This window comes from Micromonospora sp. NPDC051196 (assembly GCF_040682415.1).
In the GTDB taxonomy this organism is placed as follows: domain Bacteria; phylum Actinomycetota; class Actinomycetes; order Mycobacteriales; family Micromonosporaceae; genus Micromonospora.
Genome location: NZ_JBFBAY010000001.1, coordinates 859,118 through 880,695, shown reverse-complemented (window position 1 = coordinate 880,695; position 21,578 = coordinate 859,118). Strand labels below are relative to the sequence as shown.

Genomic DNA, 21,578 nt, shown 5'->3' with positions numbered 1-21,578 from the left:
CACAGTCCTACCGGATCACTGCCCGTCGCGCGCGAGTAGCCCCGCCCGCCGGACGGTCAGCGCCGGCAGGTCCACCGACACCTTCCACGGCCGCTCGGTGACGAACAGGTCCTCGGTGTGGGCGGCCACCTCGTACTCACCAGAGGCACTCAACACGTATTCGGTCAGGGTCATCTTGTCGTGCAGCGGATCGACCACCCAGTACGTACGCACTCCGGCGCGGGCGTAGACCCGGGCCTTGTCGTAGAGGTCACGGAACGTCGACGAGGGCGAGATGACCTCGACGGCCAGCAGCGCGTCCTCGACCGGCACGGGCGAGCGGTCGGCGTGCTCGCGGCGGATCGCGACCACGTCGGGTCGGGGCTCGTTACGACGGTCGACCCGCATCGACAGGTCGATGCTGACCAGGTATTCCGTCGGGCAGTTGACGCGCAGGGCGAGCAGAATCTCGACACAGAGATTTTGGTGCAGGGCAGTCGGGGACCGCACGATCAACCTTCCGTTGATCAGTTCGTACGGAAGGTCCTTCGGCAGGTCGTCGAGGTCGTCTACCGTCCACTCCGACCGCTCGGGCAGGAAGGGCGCCACGGTCATGACTCCTCCTTCCAGGGGCGGCATCACCCTAAGCGCCAACAACACCACCCGCCGTCACCGACACGCTCAGCGAGGCGGGTTACCACCCTTGCCGAGCTTGTTGAAGTCGATCTTCGGGAGCTTGAAGCCCGGCGGGAGGCCCTGACCGGCCGCCAGGTCGTCCGGGCTCATGCCCGGCGGAAGCTGCGGCATGCCACCCGGGAAACCGCCGGGCATCCCGGCACCCGTACGCGGCCGACCGCCACCCTTCGTACCCTTGCGCTTGTTCTTCGGGCTCTTGGTGGCCTTGCGCCGCCCGCCCGGCAGGCCCATCATGCCGCCCATCTGCTTCATCATCTTCTGCGCATCGGCGAAGCGGTTGAGCAGCTGGTTGACGTCCATCACGGTGACGCCGGAGCCGTTGGCGATCCGGGCCCGCCGGGAACCGTTGATGATCTTCGGGTTGGTGCGCTCGGCCGGGGTCATCGACCGGATGATCGCGGTGATCCGGTCGAAGTGCTTGTCGTCGACCTCGGCGAGCTGGTCCTTGACCTGCCCCATGCCGGGCATCATGGCCAGCACGTTGGCGATCGGCCCCATCCGCCGCACCGCGATGAGCTGGTCGAGGAAGTCCTCCAGGGTGAACTGCTCACCGCCCATCAGCTTGGCGGTCATCTTCTCCTTCTGATCGGTGTCGAAGGCCGCCTCGGCCTGCTCGATCAGAGTGAGAACGTCGCCCATGCCGAGAATCCGGCTGGCCATCCGGTCGGGGTGGAAGACGTCGAAGTCCTCCAGCTTCTCGCCGGTGGAGGCGAACAGGATCGGTTGCCCGGTCACCTCACGCACCGACAGCGCGGCACCACCCCGGGCGTCGCCGTCGAGCTTGGAGAGCACCACGCCGGTGATGCCGACACCGTCGCGGAACGCCTCGGCGGTACGCACCGCGTCCTGGCCGACCATCGCGTCGATGACGAAGATGACCTCGTCGGGGTCGACCGCGTCGCGGATGTCGGCGGCCTGCTGCATCATCTCGGCGTCGATGCCGAGCCGGCCGGCGGTGTCGACGATGACCACGTCGCGGGCGGCCCGGCGGGCGTGTTCGAGGGACGCCTTCGCCACCTGCACCGGGTCGCCGACGCCGTTGCCGGGCTCCGGGGCGTACACCTCGACCCCGGCCCGGCCACCGAGCACCTGGAGTTGGCCGACGGCGTTGGGTCGCTGGAGGTCGGCGGCGACCAGCAGCGGCTGATGGCCCTGGGCCTTGAGCCAGCGGGCCAGCTTGCCGGCGAGGGTGGTCTTACCGGAACCCTGGAGGCCGGCGAGCATGATCACCGTCGGCGGCTGCTTGGCGAACTGGAGCCGGCGCCCCTCGCCCCCGAGGACGGCGACCAGCTCCTCGTTGACGATCTTGATGATCTGCTGGGCCGGGTTGAGCGCCTGGGAGACCTCCGAACCGCGCGCCCGTTCCTTGACGTTCGCGATGAAGCCCTTGACCACCGGCAGCGCAACGTCGGCCTCCAGCAGCGCGAGGCGGATCTCGCGCGCGGTGGCGTCGATGTCGGCGTCGGTGAGGCGTCCCTTGCCGCGGAGCTTGGTGAAGATCCCGGAGAGGCGGTCACTCAAGGTGTCAAACACGCGAACATCCCGTTTGTCGTCTTCGGCGGGCACAGTTCGGACGCGCGGGTGTCGTCCAACCCACCGCTAGCCTAGCCCGCCGCCGCTCTCCCGGCCCGGCCCAGCCTTCCCCTTCCCGAGCGCCGGGCCACCGGCTCGGTTGACAGGGGTCCCTTCCTATACGCGAGGCGTTAATCCTTACACCTACACCGCAGCGAGAACGGCGGCTTCCAGGCGGGTGCGTTCGGCGTCGGAGGGCCAGCCGCCGACCAGGTAGAAGACGTCCACCACGTCCCCGCCCAACGTGGCGATCCGGGCCGCCCGGACCTGGGCGCCGGCCGTGTCCAGCGCGCTGGTCACCCGGTACAGCAGGCCGGCGGCGTCGGCGGCGCGCAACTCCAGCAGCACCGCGTCGGTGGCGGCGTCCCGGTGCCAGACCACCCGTGGTTCGGCCCCGGCCCCCCGTGCGGCCAGGGCCCGTCCACGCAGCCGCTGGGTGACCGACACGTCGCCACCTACCGCCCGACGCAGGTCGGAGCTGAGCGCCACCGGCTCGGGTGGCAGCCCGTAGCGTGGCTGCACCCGGCACTCCACCAGGGCCCGCCCGTCCACCGTCGAGGCGTCCGCCGCGAGCACCTCCAGGCGGTGCAGGGCCAGGCAACCGGCCACCGTGGCGAGCAGGCCCCGCCGGTCCGCCGCGGCCACCGCCACCCGATCCCCGGTCAGGTGTACGACCGGCAGCGGCCCCGCCACCAGCGCCGGGTCCGGTGCGGGCGGCTCGGGTACGGCGCCGGTGTCGAGCGTGGTGCGCACCCGGGCGACGAGTTCGGCGATCAGCCGCCCCTTCCATTGCGACCAGGCGCCCGGCCCGGTGGCGGCGGCGTCCGCGCGGGCCAGCGCGTGCAGCAGGTCGAGGGTGGTGGAGTCGCCGATCGCCTCGGCCACCCCGGCGATGGTCACCGGATCGGCCAGGTCGCGGCGGGTGGCCACCTCCGGCAGCAGCAGGTGCAGCCGGACGAGGGTGCCGATCAGCTTCGCCTCGGCCGCCGGCAGACCCATCCGGGTGGCGATCGTCTCGGCGATCGGGGCGCCGACCGTGGAGTGGTCACCCGGTAGGCCCTTGCCGATGTCGTGCAGGAAGGCACCGAGCAGCAGCAGGTCGGGGCGATCCACGTCACGGGTGTGCCGGCTGGCCTCGAAGGCGGTCTGCACCAGGTGCCGGTCGAGGGTGAACCGGTGCACCGGGTTGTGCTGCGGCAGGCTGCGTAGTCGGGTCCACTCCGGCAGCCAGCCGTCGATCAACCCGTACCGGTCACAGGTCTCCCAGGCGGGCAGCAGCCCCGCACCGGCACCCAGCAGGGTGGTCAGCGCGGCTCGCGCCTCCGCCGACCAGGGCGTGGGCAACGGCGGGCAGTACGTGGCCAGCCACTCGCAGGTGGCCCGGGCGATGGGCAGCCCGGTGACCGCCGCCGCGGCGGCGACCCGCAGCGAGAGGTTGGGGTCGGGGCGGGCCCCGATGGCGGTACGGGCCAGCACCAGTTCACCGTCGTGCTCGACCACGTCCCGGGCCACCGGCCGGCGCAGCGGTCGTCCGTCGGCGCCCCGGCGGCGACCGGAGCGCAACCGGTCGGCGGCCCGGAAGGCGTCGTCCAGGGCGTGGCTGACGGTACGGGCGTCCCCGGCCATCCGACGTAGCAGCGCGTCCCCGTCGCCCTCGGGCTCACGCGGCGTGGGAACGGCCTGTGGCCGACGCGCCTCGGCATCCGGCTGCGGCCCGCGTGGTGCGGTGTCGAGGCCCGACGGCGACCCGTCCGGCTCGCCGGAGGCCGGATCGGCCCCACCGGGTGGGGACTGTCGGAGGCCGAGCAGCGCGGCCACCCCGGCACGTTCCTGGGCGAGCAGCCGGTCCACCCGCCGGCCGAGCTGCTGATGCAGCGCGTCGCGGGTGTCCAGCAGGCGTAGGTGCGCGGCGTGCACGGCGGGCCGCAGCGCGTCGGTGATCCCGGCGATCGCGATGGCGCGCAGGATGCCGATGTCGCGCAGGCCCCCGGCCGCCTCCTTGAGGTCGCCCTCCAGCAGGAACGCCAACTCGCCGTGCGCCTGCCAGCGGGCGGCCGTGCTCTCCCGCAGCGGGCCGAGTTGGCGTACGGCGGTGCGCCGCCAGTGGTCGATGGCGCTGTGGATCAGCGTGTCGGCCAGTTCGAGGTCACCGGCGACGAGGCGGGCGTCGAGCAGCCCGGTGGCGACCTTGACGTCGTCCTGGGCGACCGACAGTGCTTCGGCGACGGTGCGTACCGAGTGGTCCAGCCGCAGTCCGGCGTCCCAGATCGGATACCACAGTTCAGCGGCCAGATCGTCGATCCCGGCCACCCCGGAGTGCACCAGCACCAGGTCGAGGTCACCGTAGGGGGCGCACTGCCGCCGACCCAGCCCACCGACCGCGAGCAGCGCGACACCCGGCCGGGCCGGCAGCAGCCGGGCCAGCCAGGCGTCGTACGCGTCCGCCCGGGCTCGCCGCGCCGTCGCGCCGATCCCGGCCGGTACGCCGACGACCTCGTTGACCTTCGGTTGTGCCGGAGGGCTCGAAGCCGAGGCTTGCCGAGAGGTCAACGAGGTCATCGATGTTGGTCCTTTACAGGGCGCCGATGTTGGTCCTTTACAGGGCGTCGAGGCCGCGCTCGCCGGTGCGTACCCGGACGACCTCCTCGACTCCGGTCACCCACACCTTGCCGTCACCGATCTTGCCGGTCCGGGCGGCACCGACGACGGCGTCGACGATCTTCTCGACGTCGATCTCGTCGGTCAGCACCTCCACCCGGATCTTGGGCAGGAACTCGACGGTGTACTCGGCACCCCGGTAGACCTCGGTGTGCCCCTTCTGTCGCCCGTAACCCTGGACCTCGCTGACGGTCAGCCCGGCCACGCCCAGAGCGTGCAGAGCCTCCTTGACTGCGTCCAACTGATGCGGCTTGATGACCGCGGTCACCAGCTTCATGTCCAACCCCTCCATCTCAGGAACGTTAGCCGGCGACCTTCTCGCTTACCGGTTCGGCGGGCTCGGTCTTCGGTGCGGCCGTGGGAGCGATGCCCGCGGCGGCGAACGCACCGCCACCACCACCCGTGGAGCTGAACTCGTACGCGCTCTCCGCGTGCTCGGCGTTGTCGATGCCCTCGACCTCGGCCTCGGCACTGGCCCGGAAGCCGATGGTCTTCTCGATCGCGAAGCCGATGATGTACGCGACCACGAACGAGTAGACCAGCACCGCGATCACACCGACCGCCTGGAGGCCCAGCAGCTTGATGCCGCCGCCGTAGATCAGACCGGCGTTGCCCTCACCGGCCAGCACCTCGACGGCGAGGAAGCCGATGAGCAGCGAGCCGATGATGCCGCCGACCATGTGCACGGCGACCACGTCGAGCGAGTCGTCGTACTTGAGCTTGTACTTCATGCCGACCGCGAGCGCGCAGATCGCACCGGCGATGATGCCGAGGGCGATGGCGCCCAGCGGCTCCAGGAACGCACAGGCGGGGGTGATGCCGACCAGACCGGCAACCGCGCCGGAGGCCGCACCCAGGGTGGTCGGCTTGCCGTCGCGGAGCCACTCCACCACGATCCAGCCGAGCACCGCAGCGGCCGTGGCGACCTGGGTGTTGATCAGCGAGATGGCGGCGGTGCCGTTGGCCGCACCGGCGGAGCCGGCGTTGAAACCGAACCAACCGAACCACAGCAGACCCGCACCGAGCAGCACCATCGGCAGGTTGTGCGGCTTGAACTTGTCCTTCGGCCAGCCGACCCGCTTGCCGAGGACGAGTGCCAGGGCGAGCGCGGCGGCACCGGCGTTGATGTGCACCGCCGTACCACCGGCGAAGTCGAGCACGCCGAGCTCCATGATCCAGCCGCCGCCCCAGACCCAGTGCGCGACCGGGAAGTAGACCAGGGTGGCCCACAGGCCGGCGAAGAGCAGCCACGGGCCGAACTTGGCCCGGTCGGCGATCGCGCCGCTGATCAGAGCGACGGTGATCACCGCGAACATCAGCTGGAAACCGGCGAACAGCAGGTCGGGGATGCCGCCCTCGGTGCCGCTCTCCAGCATGCCGCGCAGACCGGCGGCGGAGAGATCACCGGTGATCCCGCCGATGTCATCGCCGAATGCGATGCTGTAGCCGTAGAACACCCACAACAGGCTGACCAGGCCGATCGCACCGAAGCTCATCATCATCATGTTGAGCACGGACTTGGATCGCGTCATGCCGCCGTAGAACAGCGCCAGGCCGGGCGTCATGAGCAACACCAGCGCGGCTGAAGTCAAAATCCAGGCGGTGGCACCAGAATCTAGCTCCGGCACGCTGCCTCCTCTCGGGTTGTTTTCCCTCCCTCCCGGCATCGCGCAGCATCGCCCGTACGCCGGTTGCGCGGAAGCCTGATCGCCGGCTGTTTCACCGAAGGTCCCCGGCTGGTTTCCGGACCGTGACGGCTTGTTTCGGACGTGTGAAGAAAGTCGCACACCTCGACGCTTCGACGGGGGTGGATCGGCTGTTTGGTGCCGGTCTATCCCCCGACGGGTCACCGCAGGGCGTACTCCAGGGCATGCCGCTCGTAGTCGAGCAGTCGAAGATCCCGCATCGGCCGACGTAGGTGACCCTTGTGCACGATCCGGACGAACGCCGGCTCCCCCGCCGCGGCCATCCGGCGGATGCCCTCGACATGGTCGACGATCCGCTTGCGGATCGTCCGGATCAGCCGGTGCCGGTCGCGCGGGATCAACCCGTACGCGTCGGCGAACAGCCGCAACCGGCGCGGCCGGTCCGGATGCTTCCAACCCAGGGTGATCGAGTCCCGGTCGGAGAAGATCGGCACCCAGGTCCAGGCCGCGTACGCCACGTCGTAGATCCGCGCACCGGGTGAGGCGAGATCGAAGTCGATCAGCCCGAGGGTGCCGTCCGGCCGCCAGATCACGTTGTGCGGCGCGGCGTCGTGGTGGCAGATGACCTCGGTGTCCGGTGGCGGCGGCCCGAACGAACGCCACACCGCGTTGGCCGGCGGCGCGAAACCGTACTGGGCGTCGTGGAACATCCGCAGCATGGTGGCGACGGTGACCAGCGCCTCGTCGGTGACCCAGTGCGGGGCCAGCGGGTACTCCCCGCACTCCCCCTCCAGGTACGACAGGACCTCCCGGTTGCGCTCGTCCATGCCGAGCGCCCGGGGTGCACCGGTGAACCCGACGTACTCCAGGTGACGCAGCAGGGCGTGCACCGACGGCGTCCACGGCCCGGCGTTGCGCCGGACCGTGTCGCCGACCCGCACCACGGTGCTGACGTTCCCGCCGTGCAGGGGGATTTCCTGCGAAGTCACGTACGGTCTCCCGAGGCGCTGCGACGGGTGGCTCGGGTCACGCCAGCCCGCGTACGCGCGGTTGTCTCTGGTCACCCGAGGTTACGCGGTCGGCCCGGGGGCTTCGGTGCCCAGCAGCGCGTCGACGAACTGCGCAGGATCGAACGGCGCCAGGTCGTCCGGGCCCTCGCCCAGGCCGACCAGCTTCACCGGGATACCGAGCTTGCGCTGTACGGCGATCACGATGCCGCCCTTGGCGGTGCCGTCGAGCTTGGTGAGCACCACCCCGGTGACGTTGACCACCTCGGTGAAGACGCGGGCCTGCTCCAGGCCGTTCTGCCCGGTGGTGGCGTCGAGGATGAGCAGGGTCTCGTCGATCGGGCCGTGCTTTTCCACCACCCGCTTGACCTTGCCCAGCTCGTCCATCAGGCCGACCTTGTTCTGCAACCGGCCGGCGGTGTCCACGAGCACGGTGTCCACGCCGGTGTCGATGCCCCGCCGGACCGCGTCGAACGCGACGCTGGCCGGGTCGGCGCCCTCCGGGCCGCGGATGGTCTCCGCGCCGACCCGCCCGGCCCAGGTCTCCAACTGGTCGGCGGCGGCGGCCCGGAAGGTGTCGGCCGCGCCGAGCAGCACGCTGCGGCCGTCGGCGATGAGCACTCGGGCGATCTTGCCGCAGGTGGTGGTCTTGCCGGCGCCGTTGACCCCGACCACCAGCAGCACCGCCGGCACCCCCTCCTTGGGTGTGGTGCGCAGCGAGCGGTCCAGCGCCGGGTCGAGCGCGTTGACCAGCTCGGCGGCGAGCAGGGCGCGCAGCTCGGCGGCCGAGCGGGTGCCCAGCACCCGGGTCCGCTCCCGCAGCCGGTCGACGATCTCGCGGGTGGCGTCGACCCCCACGTCGGCGGTGATCAGGCTGTCCTCGATCTCCTCCCAGACGTCCTCGTCGAGCCGGTCGCGGCTGAGCAGGCCGAGCAGCCCCTTGCCGAAGGCGTTCTGCGAACGCGACAGCCGGGACCGCAGCCGGACCAACCGACCGGCGGTCGGCTCGGGCACCTCGACGGTCGGGACCGGGGCCTGCACCACCGGCGGCGGCTCGACCAGGACGCCGGTGGACAACTCGGCCTCCGGTGCCTGCACCGGCGGACCGGCGAGGTCCTCTTCCGTCCGGGTATCGACCTCCGTACGCGGCAGCGGCGGTTCCGGCCGCCGGCGCAGCTTCGGCACGACCAACCCGATGCCGCCGAGGATCAGCACACCGAGCAGGGCCAGAGCGATGAGGAGGTATTCCTTCATGCCGAAATCCTGTCAGATGCCGACGACCGCGTCTCAGCCACCGCTCCCGCGCACCCCGCGAGGCACGGCGGTAGTCTCGGCCACAGCCAGCAGTGGTGCGACCGCCGGCCGGGTAGTAGAGGTTGAAACACTCTCATCTGGAGGTCCCACATGCCCGCCGAGCTGCTCATCGGCCCACTGCTGCGTCGGGTAGTCGGTACGCGGGCCACGGTCTGGGTGGAAACCACGGCTCCGGCGGTGGTCACCGTCCGTACGGCCGGCGGCGCCACCGGCACGGCGAACACGTTCACCGCGTACGACCACCACTATGCGCTGGTGGTGGTCGACGGGCTCACCCCGGACAGCGCCACGACCTACCAGGTGTTCGTCGACGACCGGGTGGTCTGGCCACTGCCCGACGGACGCTTCCCGCCCAGCGTGATCCGCACCCGCGCCGCCGACGACCGGGATCAGCCGGTGCGGCTGCTCTTCGGCTCCTGCCGGGAGACCACCCAGCACGCCACCACCCGCAAGCTGCCCCCGGACGCGCTCGACGCGTACGCCCGGCGGATTCTGGCCGACCCGGACCCGGCAGCCCTACCGGACCTGCTGGTGCTGCTCGGCGACCAGGTCTACGCCGACGAGACCTCACCGACGGTGAAGCGCCTGCTGCGCCGACGGCGGCGGCGCCCGGCGGGTGCGCCCAGCGATCAGGTGGTCAGCTTCGACGAGTACACGAAGCTCTACCTGGAGTCCTGGGCCGACCCGGAGATCCGTTGGCTGTTCTCCACCGTGCCGAGCGTGATGATTTTCGATGATCACGAGATCATCGACGACTGGAACACCTCGGCATCCTGGCGTGAGGGCATGCGCGAGCAGCCCTGGTGGGCCGAACGGATCGCCAGCGGACTGGCCTCCTACTGGGTGTACCAGCACCTGGGCAATCTGTCCCCCGACGAGATCGCCGCCGATCCGATCTTCGCCAAGGTGACCACGGCCGAGGACGCCACCGGAGTGCTGCGCGAGTTCGGCCGGCGGGTGGACACCGAGGCCGATCTGGCGCACGACACCGAGCGATGGCGCGCGGTGCAGTACCAGTGGAGCTACTCGCTCGACCTGGGCCGCACCCGCCTGGTCATGCTGGACACCCGGTGCAGCCGGGTGTTGCAGCCGGGTCAACGGGCGATGCTGCCGCCCGGCGAATGGACCTGGTTCGTCGACCGGGTCCACGGTGACTACGACCATCTGGTCGTCGGCTCCTCCCTGCCCTGGCTGCTGCCGCCCGGCATCCACCACGTCGAGGCGTGGAACGAGAAGCTGGCCGACTCGCCCCGGCCGTGGCTGGCCGCGCTGGCCGAGCGGCTGCGTCGCGGGCTCGACCTGGAACACTGGGGCGCGTTCCGCCGCTCATTCGACGCCCTCGGTGCGCTGTTCGCCCGCGTCGGCGGCGGCACACCGGGTGGGCCCGACGACCGCAAGGGCGCCGGACCGGCGTACCCGCCCCCGGCGTCGATCAACGTGCTCTCCGGTGACGTGCACCACTCGTACGTGGCCCGCGTCCGGTTCGCCGACCCGACCGTACGCACCCCGGTGCACCAGCTGACCTGCTCACCGATCCACAACCAGGTGCCGGCCGGGATGCGACCGCTGATGCGACTCGGCTGGGCCCGCGGACCGGCCGGGGCGACCAGAGCGCTGGCCCGCACCGCCGGGGTACCCCGGCCACAGGTCCGCTGGCGCAAGCTCGCCGGCCCGTACTTCGGCAACGCGGTGGCCACGCTGACCCACGCCAGCCGGACCGCCGATGTGATCATCGAGGGCACCACCAGCGACGGCCTCCTCCGCCAGGTCGCCCACCACCGCCTGACCGCGTGAAAGGAAGGGCCCCTTGTTAACGCCTGGCGTAGTACAAGGGCTCCCTCTTAACAACGCAGCGCGGGGCAGCCAGCGAAGAGGTGGCCCGGCTTCGTAGTCTCGTGCGGTGGACGAAGAGCTGCCGGAGAGTCTGCGTGAGATCGAGCACGAACTAGCCGCCCTGCTGCGGCGCGGTCGGGCCATCTCGTGGGAGATCGCCAGCGAGGTGCATCCGAATCTGGAGCCGAACGCGTACGGGCTGCTGCTCTGGCTACGCCGCTCCGGCGCGATCCGACTCACCGACCTGGCCACCCGGCTCGGGGTCGGCAAGGGCACGTTGAGCCGGCAGATCCACGGCCTGGAGACCCTCGGCCTGGTACGCCGGGATCCGGACCCGAGCGACCGGCGGGCCGCGCAGCTCAGCCTGACCGAGGAGGGTCAGCGCCGGTTCGATGCCGCTCGGGCATCCCGGCTCGGGCAGATCCGCCGGGCGCTACAGAGTTGGCCGCAGCGCGACGTCGAGGAGTTCGCCCGCCTGATGCGCCAGTTCAACGACGCCTGGGGCTGACCCGGTTCCGACGATCCTGAGTCGAAACAGCACTTATGTCTGATTGATCCCTGTTCCGGCGCGACAACGCCAGCTGAGGGCCTTGCGGCGGGGGCGGAATAGACCTCCCCCGAGGAAAGTTGTTGCTTGAGGCAACCAAGCCCTACGGTTGCTTACGGCAACTTTCCACTCCGCTTGGAGGCTTCACCCATGACTCAGGCGAGCGCCCCCGCCCGAGCGACCCCCGTGCAGATGAGCCACCGGCAGATCCTGGAGGCCCTCTCGGGTCTGCTGCTGGGCATGTTCGTCGCGATCCTGTCCGGAACGGTGGTCGGCAACGCGCTGCCGAGGATCATCACAGATCTCAACGGCAGTCAGTCCGCGTACACCTGGGTGGTCACCTCGACGCTGCTGGCGACCACCGCGACCACCCCGTTGTGGGGCAAGCTCGCCGACCTGATCAGCAAGAAGGTACTGGTCCAGGCTTCCCTTGCGATCTTCGTACTCGGGTCGGTCCTGGCCGGGCTCTCACAGTCCACCGGTCAACTGATCGCCTGCCGGGTCGTCCAGGGCATCGGCGCCGGTGGTCTCACCGCGCTGGTTCAGGTGATCATCGCCACGATGATCGCGCCACGCGAACGGGGCCGCTACAGCGGCTACCTCGGCGCGGTGATGGCCGTCGGCACCATCGGCGGGCCGCTGATCGGCGGCGTGATCGTCGACACTCCCTGGCTCGGCTGGCGCTGGTGCTTCTACGTCGGCGTACCGTTCGCCCTGGCCGCCCTGGTCGTCCTCCAGAGAACCCTCGACCTGCCGGTCGTCCGGCGCAAGGTGAAGATTGACTGGTGGGGCGCCACGCTGATCACCGCCGCGGTGTCGCTGCTGCTGATCTGGGTGTCGCTGGCCGGAAACCGGTACGACTGGATGTCCTGGCAGACCGCGGTGATGGTGACCGGCGCGTTGCTGCTCGGGGCCGCCGCCGTCCGGGTCGAGACCCGGGCCAGCGAGCCGCTGATCCCGCCCCGGCTGTTCCGCAACCGCACCATCACCCTCTCGGTGGTGGCCAGCATCGCCGTCGGCGTGGGCATGTTCGGCGCCTCGGTCTTCCTCGGCCAGTACTTCCAGATCAGCCGTGGGGCCACCCCCACCATGTCCGGCCTGATGACCCTGCCGATGATCCTCGGCCTGCTGGTCTCCTCCACCGTGGCCGGCCGGATCATCACCAACACGGGTCGCTGGAAGCGCTTCCTGGTCGCCGGCTCGGCGCTGCTCACCGTCGGCTTCGCGTTGATGGGTACGCTGCGGGCAGACACCCCGTACTGGCTGCTCAGCGTCTACATGGCACTGATCGGTGTGGGCGTGGGCATGACCATGCAGAATCTGGTACTCGCCGTGCAGAACACGGTCGACCCGCACGAACTCGGCGCGGCCAGCTCCGTGGTGGCCTTCTTCCGCAGCCTCGGCGGCGCGGTCGGCGTCAGCGCACTGGGTGCCCTGCTCAGCAACAACGTCGCCCGCTACCTCAGCGACGGACTGGCCGCGCTCGGCGTACCGAGCTCCGCCGGGGGCGGTGGGACGCTGCCGGACGTGCACGTGCTGCCCGCACCGATCCGGGCCGTGGTGGAGTCCGCGTACGGGCACGGGGCCGGGGACATCTTCCTGGCGGCTGCGCCGTTCGGACTGATCGCCCTGATCGCCGTCCTGTTCATCAAGGAGGTACCGCTGCTGCGGCACACCGGCGGCCCGCTCGCCGACGAGGTGGAGCAGGAGTCGATGGTGGCCGCCGGTGGTGGGACCGCCGTGATCCGCACCGGCACCCGGGACTGACCCGATGAACACCGCTGACCGTCAGCAGTACGGCCCGCAGGCCCGGCCGGTGCCCTTCGAACGGGGCACCGACGGGCCACGGGTGGTGCTGGCCGGCGTGGACGGCACCCGGACCTCGCTCCGCGCCGCCTCGTACGCCGCCGGGCTGGCCCGCCGACAGGGTGCCCGCCTGGTGGTGGTCTTCGTCAGCTCGCCGGCCGCCTACACCGCGGTGTTGTCCGACGTCGTGGCGGACACGGTGCAGCAGAGCCATGACGAACTGGCCGAGGACCTGCGCCAGGAGTGCCGGCGCAGTGCCGAGGAGCTCGGCGTACCGGTGACCTTCCTGTGCCGGCGCGGCGACGCGTACGCCGAACTGTGCGCCGCGGCCGACGAGGTTCGGGCGGACCTGGTCGTGGTGGGCTCGTCCGAGCAGGCCGGGCACCGCCTGGTCGGCTCGGTCGCCACCCGCCTGGTCCGCACCGGCCGCTGGCCCGTCGTCGTCGTGCCTTGAAAGGAAGGGCCCCCGGTCAACGCCTGGCGTAGTACAGCGGCCCCCTTTTAACGCCGGAGGCCGCAAACTCGCTCGCGCTTGTCGTACCCGAGCAGCACGATGACCGGCATGACGTGGACAGCACCGGCGATCGACCGACGAAGCGAGCCCTACCGCGCCGACGAGCGCACCATGCTGGAGGGCTGGCTCAACTACCACCGTGACACTTTGCTGCTCAAGTGCGCAGGGCTGACCGGCCAGCAACTACGGACGGCGAGCGTGTCGTCGTCCACGCTCACCCTGCTCGGTCTGGTGCGGCACATGACCGTCGTCGAGCGGTCGTGGTTCCGGCAGTGTTTCGCCGGCGAGGACCTACCAGAGCTGTACGACTTCGACGCCGACCCGGACGCCGAGTTCAACACCGTGGACACCGCCGACGTCGAGGCCGACTTCGCGGCATTCCGCGCCGAGACCATGGCCGCCGACGCGGCCACCGCCGGCCACGACCTGGACGAGGTCTTCACCCTGCGCCGCGCCGAGAAGAACCATGAGGTCAGCCTGCGCTGGGTCTACCTCCACATGATCGAGGAGTACGCCCGGCACAACGGGCACGCCGACCTGATCCGCGAAGCGATCGACGGGGTGACCGGCGAGTGACCGGCCGCCGTCAGCAGGCCAGCGCGGCCCGCAGATAGCGCAGGTCGTCCGGCCCGTTCCAGCGGTACGCCGACAACCCGGCCACCCGGGCCCCGTTGATCGCCCGGTCCTCGTCGTCGACGAAGAGCACCCGGTCCGGCGGGGTCTCCAGCGCCACGCAGGCGGCCTGGAAGTACTCCTTGGCAGGCTTGTGGACACCGATGACCGAGGAGTTGACCACCACGTCGAGTTCCTCGGTGAGGTCCAGCGCGGCCAGGTCGGCGTCGAGCAGGTCGGTGGCGTTGGTGCCCAGGCCGACCCGGATGCCGGCCGCCCGCACCTCACGGATGAACGCCAGCACCTGCGGATCGACCTCGCCGCGGTAGCGCTGCCACTGCTCCACGGCCGCTCGGGCCCGGCTCGGGTCGCCCACCGACGGGGTCAGCGCGTCCGCGACACTCGACACCCACTCGGCGTGGCTGACCCGGCCGGTCAGCACCGGCTGGAGCATCCCCCAGGACATGGCGATCTCGCCGAGTACGCCGGTGGAGAGGCCGTACTCCCGTTCCACCCCGGCGGCGACCGCCGGGTCCCAACGCCGCAGTACGCCGTCGAAGTCCACCAGGAGCGCTGTCGCGCGTTCCCGAGCCACTAACCGTTCTCCTCGCCGCGGCCCTGCCGCTCGTCGTCTGCGTCGGCCCGGTTGAGCCGTTGACTGATCACCTGGGTCACCCCACCACGCATGGTCACGCCGTACAGCGCGTCGGCGATCTCCATGGTCCGTTTCTGGTGCGTGATGACGATGAGCTGACTCTTCTCCCGCAACTGGGCGAGCAGGGTGATCAGCCGACCCAGGTTCACGTCGTCGAGCGCCGCCTCGACCTCGTCCATGATGTAGAACGGGCTGGGCCGGGCACGGAAGATGGCCACCAGCATCGCCACCGCGGTCAGCGACCGCTCGCCACCGGAGAGCAGCGACAGCCGCTTGATCTTCTTGCCGGGCGGACGGGCCTCGACCTCGACGCCGGTGGTCAGTAGGTCGTCCGGGTCGGTGAGCACCAACCGCCCCTCCCCACCGGGGAACAGGACGGTGAAGACCTGCTCGAACTCCCGGGCGGTGTCGGCGAAGGCGCTGGCGAAGACCTCCAGGATCCGGTCGTCGACGTCCTTGACCACGGTGAGCAGGTCACGCCGGGTCGCCTTGAGGTCCTCCAACTGCTCGGAGAGGAACTTGTACCGCTCCTCCAGCGCGGCGAACTCCTCCAGCGCGAGCGGGTTGACCTTGCCGAGCAGCGCCAGTTCACGTTCGGCCTTGGCGGCCCGCTTCTCCTGCACCGGCCGCTCGTAACGAACCGGGTCGGGCACCGGCTGGCCGTCGCGTTCCGCGGCGGCCACCTCGGCCTCGGTGGGCGGCACCGGCTGGCTGGGGCCGTACTCGGCGATCAGGGTCTCCACCGTCAGCCCGAAGTCCTCGGCGGCCTTGGCCTCCAACTGCTCGATGCGCAGCCGCTGCTCGGCGCGGGCCACCTCGTCACGGTGCACCTGACTGGTCAGCCGCTCCAGTTCCGCGCTCAGTCGTCTGGCGGCGGCCCGCACCTCCTGGAGTTCCGCCTCGCGGGTGGCCCGCGCCCGGGCCACCGCGTCGCGCTGCTCCTCCGCCTGGGCGATGCTGGTGGCCAGCCGGGTCAACGCCTCGCGGGCGCCACCGGCGACGGCACGGGCGATGCCCGCGCCACGGACCCGCGCCGCCCGCCGCGCCGCCGCCCGTTCCCGGGCGGCACGTTCGGCAGCGGCCTGTCGGCGCAACGAGTCGGCCCGCCCGGCGATGGAGGCCACCCGCTCCTCCGCGGTACGCACCGCGAGCCGGACCTCCATCTCGTTCTGCCGGGCCTGCGGCACCATCGCGGCGAGCTGGTCGCGTTCCTCGGTGGAGGGTTCCGCGTCGATCGGGGTCGCCTCCGCCAGGCGCAGCCGCTCCTCCAGTTCGGCCAGGGCGGTCAGGTCCCGTTCCCGGGCCGCCTCGGCGCGGGCCCGCGACTCGCCCAACCGGTCGGTCTCCGCCTTGGCGGACCGGGCGGCGGCACCCAGCTCGGCCAGCCGGCGGGCGGCGGCGTTGCGGTGACTTTCCGCCTCCCGCTTCGCCGCGGCGGCATGCTGCACCCGCTCCTTCGCCTCGGCCACGGCCGCCCGGGCCTCGACCAGTTGTTCGCGCAGATCGGCGCTGGTGCCCTCGGCGGCGAGTCGATTGGCACGGGCCTCCTCGACAGCCGCCTGCACCTCGATGTAGCTGGGTGCCTTCGCCGATCCGCCGGCCGCCGCGTACGCCCCGACGACGTCGCCTTCGCGGGTGACCGCCCGCAACTCGGAGTTACCGGCGACCACCTCCGTCGCGGCGGCGAGGTCGTCGACCAGCACCACGTCCCGCAGCGCCCGATGCACCGCCGGGCGGATCCGCGCATCGCAGTCGACCAGGTCGGGGGCCCACTGCGCGCGGTCGGGCAGTTTGGGGCGCAGTGCGTCCGCCGATCCGGACATTCCCGGACCGGCCGGGCTGCCGACCAGCAGGCCGGCACGGCCGGCGTCGGAGATCTTCAGCAGCCGCATCGCTTCGACCGCCTCGTCCAACCCGCTGACCGCGACCGCGTCGGCGAGCCCGCCGAGCGCGGCGGCGAGCGCCGCTTCGTGACCGGGGGCGACCGTGAGCAGGCCGGCGAGGCTGCCCAGCAGGCCGGGTACCTGGTCGGCGCGGGCCAGCAACGCACCGGCACCGTCCTTGCGGCGCAGTCCGAGGGCGAGTGCCTCCTCGCGGGCCTTCCAGGTGGCGGCGTCCTTCTCCGCCGCCCGTTCGGCGTCGGACAGCGTGCGGACCGTCGCCTGCGCCTGCTCCTGGACGGTGACCGCCTCGGCGTGCCGGGCGTCCAGGTCGGCGTTGTCGCGGTCGGCCTCGGTGGACTGCTCGGCGACGGCGTCCAGGTCGGCCTGGGCCCGCTCGGCGCGGGCCAGCGCGTCGGCGTGCGCGGCGGCGAGCCGCTCGATCTCCTCACCGGCGCTGGTGGTCCGGGCCCGAGCCGAGTTCACCTGACCGGTCAGTCGGGCCAGCCCTTCGCGCCGGTCGGCGATCGCCTTCGCGGCGGCGACCAGTTCCCGTTCGGCCGCGGCGAGCTGCCGCTCAAGTTCCTGGCGGTGTTCCACTGCCTCGGCGAGGCGGATCTGGTCGTCGGTGAGCGCCGCGCGCAGCTCCTCCTCCTGCTCCCGGACCCGTTCGGCCTCGGCCTCCAACTGATCCGGGTCCCGGCCCGGCCGCTCGTCGTCCGGCGTGGCGCTGAGGTGCCGCAGCCGCTCCACCGCGAGCTGCTCGATCGAGCGGAACCGTTCCTGCAATGCGGAGAGCTTGTACCAGGTGTCCTGGGCGGCGGCCAGCAGCGGCGCGTCGGCCGCCAGCGCCTCCTCCAACTCGCCGAGGCGGGCCTGCACCTCGGTGTGCTCGGCCTCCACCTCCTCGCGCCGGTGTCGCAACGCGGTCTCGTCGGCGATCTCCTTGTCCAGCGTGGTACGCAGGGTGGCGAGGTCGTCGGCGAGCAGGCGCAGTCGAGCGTCACGCAGGCTGGCCTGGATCACCGCGGCCCGACGGGCCACCTCGGCCTGGCGGCCGAGCGGCTTGAGTTGGCGGCGCAGCTCGGCGGTGAGGTCGGTGAGCCGGTTCAGGTTGGTCTGCATCGCGTCGAGCTTGCGCAGCGCCTTTTCCTTGCGCTTGCGATGCTTGAGGACGCCGGCCGCCTCCTCGATGAACGACCGCCGGTCCTCCGGCTTGGCATGCAGCATGCCGTCGAGCCGGCCCTGACCGACGATGATGTGCATCTCCCGGCCGATGCCGGAGTCGGAGAGCAGTTCCTGGATGTCGAGCAGGCGACAGGTGTCACCGTTGATCTCGTACTCGCTCTCGCCGGAGCGGAACATCCGGCGGGTGATGGAGACCTCGGTGTACTCGATCGGCAGGGCGCCGTCGGTGTTGTCGATGGTCAGGGTCACCTCGGCCCGACCGAGCGGGGCCCGACCGGCGGTGCCGGCGAAGATGACGTCCTCCATCTTGCCGCCCCGCAGCGCCTTCGCGCCCTGCTCGCCGAGCACCCACGCGATGGCGTCGACGACGTTGGACTTGCCGGAGCCGTTCGGGCCCACCACGCAGGTGATACCCGGCTCCAGCTTCAGCGTCGTCGCGGAGGCGAAGGACTTGAAGCCCTTCACCGTCAGGCTCTTGAGATGCACCTTCTCGATCCTCGTCCGGTGGCCGCCGTACCGTCGCCCGGCTGCGCGGACCCTGGTAAACCCGCAGACTAACCCGGCACCGGGTGCGGCGCGCGACGCGACCCACCCGACGGTGCGGGCACCGACGTTCGGTCTCCACCTCCGCGCAGGAAGGTCAAGTCGATCAGTTACGCACAGAATTGCGCGCCGGCACTTCGTGTCGGCGCGCTTTGTGCGGTGGTGCTATTCGGTTGTGGCGGCCAGGTGGATCAGGTCAGCGCGGGCTCGGCAAGACGGAGCAGATCATCCGCCTCCGCCGCAGCCGCCGCGAGCCGATCGTTCTCGGCACGCAGCCGCGTGATCTCGAACTCCAGTGATTGAACCCTGGCACGCAGTCGGGTGACCTCGTCGAGCAGGCGCCGGTCGGGCGCCGCACCTACGTGGCCAAAGAGGGCCTTCGCCATTTTGACTCCTTGAATTGCGCTGCCGGAGAGGCCGGCCAACGCGCGCCCTTGCGTACGCGACTACCATTCCCACGGTTTCTGGGCACGGCCGGGCGCGACTGGCGACATCTCCATATTGAGCCGACAGCCCCTGTTTCGTCAAGTTCTCGCAGGCCGTAGATCATCTCCACGTCGACCTGGCCCGTCGCGGGAGGCTGCACATGGCGCGGACACACTCTGTCCGGACACCCCAACTCTACGCACCGAACCGCCGGAATACCTCACCCGGATGTACAGGGTCCCCTTAACTCTTCCTTAGCCGGATTGCTGCTGCTCAGAACGACCACGTAGCGTCACCCCGGCCCGTAACCGACCCGTGGAGGCGACAGGCGTGCACGGCTGGAACGACCCACTCGACCCGGACGGCACCCGGCGTTCAGAGCCATCGACCGACGACCCGGCCTGGCTGACCGACCGCCCGGCACCGCGCTCGTCGTACCTGTTCGGTGACGAACCGGAGAGTTCGTCCGACCGGTGGTACCACGACCAGCCCACCGAGCAGTTCCGCCCGCACAGCCCGCACCAGCCGGCCGAGCCGACGTACCCGGGGCTGGCCCACCCACCCGGCACCGACCACGAGCACACGGCCGGCCAGCACTACCGGGACACCGACTGGCGGGCCGACCAGCACAGTGTCGACCGGCCCGCGCGGCACGCCGCCCCTGACCACCACCGGTACGACCCGGCCGTGCAGTACCACGACACCCAGCGCTACCACGACACCCAGCAGTACGCCGACACCCAGGGCTACCACGAGACCCAGGGTTACCACGACACCCATGGTTACCAGGACACACAGGGGTACGCCGACGGGCAGTGGCACGCCGACCGGGCCGGCGCCTATGGCGTACCGGGCGACGATCGTCTCGACGCGGCCGGGACGGAGACCGTGGCGCCCGTGGCCGACACCCGGCCGTCCCGCCGTCGACTGTCGCGGCCCCTCGTGATGGGCGATGCCGCCGCGGCGGCCACCCTCGTGGTGAGCATCGGCGTAGCGGCCCTCGCACTGCCCGGGAACGAGACGCCGACCAGTACCACCGCCGGTGAGCGTCCGGTGGCCACCGGGCCCGCGCTGCCCGAGGCGGAGGAGCCGATCGACACGTTCGACTCCCCGAGCCCGAGCCCGAGCGTCTCGCCCAGCGCCGCCACCCCCTCCCCGTCGCCCAGTCGAACCGCAAAGCCGACGCCCGCCTCCTCGCGCAGCAGCAGCGCGCCCTCCCGGCAGGGCACCGAGCGCCAGGGCAGCCCGAGCCGTGGTGCCACGGCCACCACCTCGGCCCCCGCCTCGCCCCCCACCGGGGCCGCAGCCTCGCAGGCCGCGCAGGTCGTCGAGCTGGTCAACGCGGAACGGGCGAAGGCCGGCTGCGACTCGCTGAGCATCGACGACAAGCTGACGACCGCGGCCCAGCGGCACAGCCAGGACCAGGCCGACCATCGGAACATGTCGCACACCGGCAGCGACGGCAGCGACCCGGGCGACCGAATCGATCGGGTCGGGTACGCCTGGCGCACGTACGGCGAGAACGTGGCCTGGAACCAGCAGACGCCCGCTGCGGTGATGGACGCCTGGATGAACAGCCCTGGACACCGGGCGAACATCCTGAACTGTGCCTTCACCGAGATCGGCGTCGGCGTGGCGAGCAGCAACGGACCGTACTGGACCCAGGTCTTCGCCGCGCCACGCTGAGTGCGGCGCGGCGCTGGAACTCGTCGCGTTCCGGCGCCGCGCCGCGTTCGGCCGCGAGTCCTTGTCGGGTCTGTGCTCGTTTGAGCGGGTGAGGTACGCCGAGGGCGTACCGGCTCGGGCGGCGCGACGCCGCCGGCGCAACCTGCGGAGCTGGCGATGCGGATCGGGCTGGGCGGGCCACGGGTACGACGGGTGCTGCCCGCCGGCCTGGCGCTCACGGTGCTCGTGTCGCTTGCCGCCTGCCGGCCGGATCTGACCCCACCCGGCGCGCCGACCAGTTGGCCGTCCGCCTCGGCCCGTTTCTGGCAGTGGCAGTGGCAACTCGACGGCACGTTGGATCTGACGGTCGAGGCGGAGGTGTTCGTACTCGATCCGGTCACCACCACCGCGGCGCAGACCGCCGAGTTGCGCTCCCTCGACCGCCGCCTGGTCTGCCAGGTGCACGTCGGCTCGGTCCATCCGCAGGATCCGGACGCGACCCGGTTCCCACCGCAGGTACGCGGTGCCACTGCCGCCCGTACCGGCCGCAGCTGGCTGGACGTACGCCGATGGGACGCCCTGCGGCCGGTGCTGGCCGACCGGTTCCGACTCTGCCGGGGCAAGGGCTTCGGCGCGGTGCTGCTCGCCGACGCCGACGGTTACGCCCAGTCCCCCGGCCTGGCGCTGGACTTCGACGACCAGTTGCAGTTCAACCGCCGGGTCGCGGCATTGGCCAGTTCGCTGGATCTCTCCCCCGGCCTGCTGGGCAGTCTCGGGCAGGTCGCCGCGCTGGCGCCGGACTTCGACTTCGCGGTCGACGAGGAGTGCGTCCGGCTGAAGCGGTGCGACAAGCTGCTGCCCTTCGTGGATGCCGGCAAGCCGGTGTTCCACGTCGAGTACACCGGCGCGCTGACCGATTTCTGTGTCACCAGCGTCGGCTACGGGTTCGCCTCCATCCGGAAGAACCGCACGCTGGACGCCTGGCGATCACCCTGTCCGTCGCCGTGAGCCAGCCCAACCCGGCCCGACCCGACAAC

Annotated in this window: 17 protein-coding genes; 7 read left to right on the top strand and 10 right to left on the bottom strand. The window is 71.1% G+C overall.

Annotated features, from left to right (window positions below):
* Positions 1-15: 15 nt before the first annotated feature.
* The 7 genes from AB0M35_RS04040 to ftsY all read right to left on the bottom strand — a co-directional run bounded on the left by AB0M35_RS04040 (position 16) and on the right by ftsY (position 8,812).
* Positions 16-594 (bottom strand): Uma2 family endonuclease, encoded by a 579-nt coding sequence (locus tag AB0M35_RS04040; protein WP_363741137.1) that lies wholly within the window; start codon positions 592-594, stop codon positions 16-18.
* A gap of 66 nt (positions 595-660) precedes the next feature.
* Positions 661-2,208 (bottom strand): signal recognition particle protein, encoded by a 1,548-nt coding sequence (ffh, locus tag AB0M35_RS04035; protein ID WP_363741135.1) that lies wholly within the window; start codon positions 2,206-2,208, stop codon positions 661-663.
* A 183-nt stretch (positions 2,209-2,391) separates the two neighbouring features.
* Positions 2,392-4,806 carry a [protein-PII] uridylyltransferase gene (locus AB0M35_RS04030; RefSeq protein ID WP_363741133.1) on the bottom strand — a complete coding sequence of 805 codons (2,415 nt, stop codon included), beginning with the start codon at positions 4,804-4,806 and terminating at the stop codon, positions 2,392-2,394.
* Between the two features lie 37 nt (positions 4,807-4,843).
* Positions 4,844-5,182 carry a P-II family nitrogen regulator gene (locus AB0M35_RS04025; RefSeq protein ID WP_165521895.1) on the bottom strand — a complete coding sequence of 113 codons (339 nt, stop codon included), beginning with the start codon at positions 5,180-5,182 and terminating at the stop codon, positions 4,844-4,846.
* A gap of 25 nt (positions 5,183-5,207) precedes the next feature.
* Positions 5,208-6,533 (bottom strand): ammonium transporter, encoded by a 1,326-nt coding sequence (locus AB0M35_RS04020; RefSeq protein WP_363741131.1) that lies wholly within the window; start codon positions 6,531-6,533, stop codon positions 5,208-5,210.
* A gap of 218 nt (positions 6,534-6,751) precedes the next feature.
* On the bottom strand, positions 6,752-7,615 hold the full coding sequence (locus AB0M35_RS04015; RefSeq protein ID WP_363741129.1) for an aminoglycoside phosphotransferase family protein: 864 nt from the start codon (positions 7,613-7,615) through the stop codon (positions 6,752-6,754).
* Between the two features lie 6 nt (positions 7,616-7,621).
* Positions 7,622-8,812 carry a signal recognition particle-docking protein FtsY gene (gene ftsY / locus AB0M35_RS04010; protein ID WP_363741127.1) on the bottom strand — a complete coding sequence of 397 codons (1,191 nt, stop codon included), beginning with the start codon at positions 8,810-8,812 and terminating at the stop codon, positions 7,622-7,624.
* 150 nt (positions 8,813-8,962) lie between these two features.
* Here ftsY and AB0M35_RS04005 point away from each other — a divergent pair, with 150 nt between their 5' ends.
* The 5 genes from AB0M35_RS04005 (at position 8,963) to AB0M35_RS03985 (ending at position 14,148) form a co-directional block, all read left to right on the top strand.
* Positions 8,963-10,666, top strand: coding sequence for an alkaline phosphatase D family protein (locus AB0M35_RS04005; protein ID WP_363741126.1), 1,704 nt, complete (start codon positions 8,963-8,965; stop codon positions 10,664-10,666).
* A 106-nt stretch (positions 10,667-10,772) separates the two neighbouring features.
* Positions 10,773-11,213: a MarR family transcriptional regulator gene (locus AB0M35_RS04000; RefSeq protein ID WP_363741124.1), complete on the top strand. Its 441-nt coding sequence runs from the start codon at positions 10,773-10,775 to the stop codon at positions 11,211-11,213.
* A 189-nt stretch (positions 11,214-11,402) separates the two neighbouring features.
* Positions 11,403-13,019 (top strand): MDR family MFS transporter, encoded by a 1,617-nt coding sequence (locus tag AB0M35_RS03995; RefSeq protein ID WP_363741122.1) that lies wholly within the window; start codon positions 11,403-11,405, stop codon positions 13,017-13,019.
* A gap of 4 nt (positions 13,020-13,023) precedes the next feature.
* Positions 13,024-13,512 carry a universal stress protein gene (locus AB0M35_RS03990; protein ID WP_363741120.1) on the top strand — a complete coding sequence of 163 codons (489 nt, stop codon included), beginning with the start codon at positions 13,024-13,026 and terminating at the stop codon, positions 13,510-13,512.
* 108 nt (positions 13,513-13,620) lie between these two features.
* Positions 13,621-14,148 (top strand): DinB family protein, encoded by a 528-nt coding sequence (locus tag AB0M35_RS03985; RefSeq protein ID WP_363741118.1) that lies wholly within the window; start codon positions 13,621-13,623, stop codon positions 14,146-14,148.
* 10 nt (positions 14,149-14,158) lie between these two features.
* Here the strand turns inward: AB0M35_RS03985 and AB0M35_RS03980 are convergent, their stop codons facing one another.
* From AB0M35_RS03980 to AB0M35_RS03970, 3 genes are all read right to left on the bottom strand, one after another.
* Positions 14,159-14,779 (bottom strand): HAD-IA family hydrolase, encoded by a 621-nt coding sequence (locus AB0M35_RS03980; protein WP_363741117.1) that lies wholly within the window; start codon positions 14,777-14,779, stop codon positions 14,159-14,161.
* Positions 14,779-18,393, bottom strand: a complete 3,615-nt coding sequence (gene smc, locus AB0M35_RS03975; RefSeq protein WP_363741115.1) for a chromosome segregation protein SMC — start codon at positions 18,391-18,393, stop codon at positions 14,779-14,781. Before smc ends, AB0M35_RS03980 begins: the two co-directional genes overlap by 1 nt.
* A gap of 248 nt (positions 18,394-18,641) precedes the next feature.
* On the bottom strand, positions 18,642-18,836 hold the full coding sequence (locus AB0M35_RS03970; protein ID WP_013732083.1) for a hypothetical protein: 195 nt from the start codon (positions 18,834-18,836) through the stop codon (positions 18,642-18,644).
* A 370-nt stretch (positions 18,837-19,206) separates the two neighbouring features.
* On the opposite strand from AB0M35_RS03970, the gene AB0M35_RS03965 reads away from it, so the two are divergent.
* Positions 19,207-20,562 carry a CAP domain-containing protein gene (locus AB0M35_RS03965; RefSeq protein WP_363741113.1) on the top strand — a complete coding sequence of 452 codons (1,356 nt, stop codon included), beginning with the start codon at positions 19,207-19,209 and terminating at the stop codon, positions 20,560-20,562.
* Positions 20,563-20,718: 156 nt separating this feature from the next.
* Complete coding sequence (locus tag AB0M35_RS03960; RefSeq protein ID WP_363741111.1) at positions 20,719-21,549, top strand: endo alpha-1,4 polygalactosaminidase; 831 nt, start codon at positions 20,719-20,721, stop codon at positions 21,547-21,549.
* Positions 21,550-21,578 lie beyond the last annotated feature (29 nt).